This window comes from uncultured Campylobacter sp. (genome assembly GCF_938017615.1).
Classification (GTDB): Bacteria; Campylobacterota; Campylobacteria; order Campylobacterales; family Campylobacteraceae; genus Campylobacter_B.
The window spans coordinates 1-2,771 of the sequence record NZ_CALIJA010000083.1 but is presented as its reverse complement, the minus strand read 5'-3'; the positions used below and the strand labels follow the sequence as shown (position 1 = coordinate 2,771).

Annotated in this window: 3 protein-coding genes and 1 pseudogene; 3 read left to right on the top strand and 1 reads right to left on the bottom strand. The window is 46.6% G+C overall.

Going from position 1 to position 2,771, the window contains the following annotated elements; all coding sequences use genetic code 11:
- Together Q0620_RS03875 and Q0620_RS03870 are read left to right on the top strand one after the other, a co-directional pair.
- A pseudogene (locus Q0620_RS03875) lies at window positions 1–569 on the top strand (hypothetical protein); the annotation flags it as partial.
- Window positions 570–720: 151 nt separating this feature from the next.
- The gene (locus Q0620_RS03870) at window positions 721–954 is read left to right on the top strand and encodes a SelT/SelW/SelH family (seleno)protein (protein ID WP_298783296.1); all 234 of its coding nucleotides are present in this window, start codon (window positions 721–723) and stop codon (window positions 952–954) included.
- A 272-nt stretch (window positions 955–1,226) separates the two neighbouring features.
- Here the strand turns inward: Q0620_RS03870 and efp are convergent, their stop codons facing one another.
- Entirely contained in the window at window positions 1,227–1,793 is a 567-nt protein-coding gene (gene efp, locus Q0620_RS03865) for an elongation factor P (RefSeq protein WP_298783295.1), read from the bottom strand.
- An 88-nt stretch (window positions 1,794–1,881) separates the two neighbouring features.
- On the opposite strand from efp, the gene Q0620_RS03860 reads away from it, so the two are divergent.
- A complete protein-coding gene (locus Q0620_RS03860; protein ID WP_298783294.1) occupies window positions 1,882–2,622 on the top strand; it encodes a hypothetical protein in 741 nt (246 codons plus the stop codon).
- Window positions 2,623–2,771 lie beyond the last annotated feature (149 nt).

Genomic DNA, 2,771 nt, shown 5'->3' with positions numbered 1-2,771 from the left:
AGTTTATGGCACGCAAAAATATAGAAAGATATTTTCCCGCCACACTTCTTTTTATCGACGGTAACCACGAAAATTTCGATATGTTGGACGAACTGCCGCGCGAGTGGAAATTCGGCGGCAGCGTAGGCGTGGGCGGCGAAAATATTTTTTGGCTACGGCGCGGCGAAATTTACGAGATCGCGGCGCGGCGCTTTTTATGCTTCGGCGGCGCGCTTAGCGTCGATAAGGCGCATCGGATACCGGGGCTTAGCTGGTGGGCGCGCGAGATTCCGAGCGAGGATGAGTTTGGCTACGCGATGCGAAATGCGCGCAATTTCATCGCCGCGGGCGGGCGGATCGATGCGGTGCTAAGTCACACGGCGCCGGGGTTTGTGATGAAATTTTTAAAAGAGTACCTTTGGTGCGGCAAAAGTACTCCCGATAAAACGTCTGAGTATTTAGAGAGGATCTTTGAGCTCGTAAGGCCTGAGCGGTGGTATTTCGGACACTTTCACGGCGATAAGAAATTCCATGCGCACGGCTGCGATTTTTATCTCTGCTACGATGAAATTTTAAAATTTGAAGACTAGCCTTGGGCTCACAGCAGCGAAATTTAGAGCTTTGCAAACGGCGAAATTCGCCCATAAATTTTAAATGCTGAGGCGCGCGGAACCCAACTTTTATATTAAAATTTAAGCTAGTTCTGCTAGAATGTGGCACTTTTTTAGAAAGGAATAAAAGATGAAGGTTGTAATTACTTATTGTAATTCTTGATCTTATAGACCGCAAGCTCTCCGTGTGAGAGATGAAATAACAGGCGTCTATAAGGATGCAGTTGTCGAGTTGGCCCCTGGTGGCAGCGGAGACTTTCTAGTAGAAGTTGACGGCAGAAAGCTTTTCTTCAATAAAGATTTTGCTAAGCCTCGTTTCCCAAGTGAAGGTGAAATTTTAAATCTAATTAAAGTTGCAGCCTAGCTCAAAGCCCGAAAGCGGGTCGCAAGATTTGCTTTCGGGCGTTTTTATACTCAAATTTCATATCCGTAAATTTAATCGTAAAACCATCCTAAATTTGCCAAATCAGCGCTACGCAAAATTTAGATTAAATGATCCACGCTGCGGCAAATTCGAAAAGCCATTTTAATCAAAATTTACGCAACCGATGCGGTTTAAATTTATCGTCCGGAGTTTATAAATTTTAAAAGAAAGAGGAATTTTTGCGAAATCAAAATTTCGCAAAAATAGAGAAGTTATTTGTTTGCTTTTTCGATATACTCGCCGCGGACGGTGTCAACGCGGATGACCTCGCCTTCTAATACGTGAAATGGGATCTGTACCACGGCGCCGGTCTCAAGCGTGGCGGGCTTTTTATTGCTGCCCTGCGTATCGCCGCGGAAATTCGGCGCAGTTTCTACGATTTTAAGCTCCACCACCTGCGGTACATCCACGCCGATCGCTTTGCCGTTGTAAAACATTATATTTACCATCATGCCATCTAGCATCCATTTTTTCGCCTCGCCCACATCCTCGTCGCTGATCGCGATTTGCTCGTAGCTATCGGTATCCATGAACTGACACGCCTCGCCGTCATCGTAGAGATACTGCATTTCTTTTTCCTCGAGATTCGGCGCCTCGCATTTATCGCCCGCATGGAAGGTCTTTTCAAGCACCTTGCCATCGATGAAAGATTTGATCTTAGCGCGCACGAATGCCGCTCCCTTGCCCGGCTTTACGTGCTGATACTCCACGATTTTATACGGAATGCCGTCGATTTCGATCTTCAAACCCTTTTTTAAATCACCCATTGAATAAGCCATAAATTTCTCCTTAAATTGATAGGGCGCGATTATAACAAATTTTATTTTAAATTGGTATAATTGGCGAAATTTTAAGGGGAGGGAAGCTATGAAAAAAATCATCTACGTCTTGGCTGCGTGTGCGGCTTTTGCGCTTGGCGCGAATGCGAACGAAGCGGAATTCGTGAAAAACCTAAAGCAAAGTCTAAATGATAAAAACGCTCAGCTCATCTCGATCGATAAGCTGAACTCGCTAAACGGACTAAATTTACTAATCGTCCGCTCGGGCGACACAAAAGAGGCATTTTTGGCTAGCGACGACGGCAAAAGCCTAGTGGCAGTGACTGAGGAGCCCAAGCTTGCGGACGGGGCGGATGCGGCGCTATTTAAGATGAGAACTCAAATTTTAAAGGACGCGAGGGATGCCGCCGCGCTTGAGCTGTTAAAGAGCATAGATCCCGCGAGATTTGCCTATATCGAGTCGTTTGATAAAAATAACCCTTATATGACCTACATCGTGGGCGATCCGGAGTGCCCGTATTGCGCCGAGGAGATGAAAAGGATCACGAAGCACCTTCGCAACAGCAACGTAAAATTGATCTTTGCGCCGGTGCACGGCAAGAGCGCGTTTATCAAATCGGCGCTGATTTTAAAGCACCTGAAGGCCCTTTCTCCGAGCGATCAAAAGGGCGCGATCGACGTGATCGAGAAATACTACGACAAAGACGTGCAGGTAAGCGATGCGGACGTCTCAAAGGCCGAGCTTGATGCCGTGTATGCGGACACCAAGACGCTATTTTCCAAAGGTGTGATAAAATCGGTGCCATACGTGATCAAGGTGAAAAAATAGTCTAAATTTGAGGAATTTAGGGCGCGGAGTTTGTGCGCGGACAGCGCGAGTTTGCTTGCATATAGCGAGTGTTTGCTTATCAATAGTCGCGGGAAATTCGTAAGTGGCTGATTTGTGCGTAGGCGACGTAGCCGTCTAAACCTGTACTA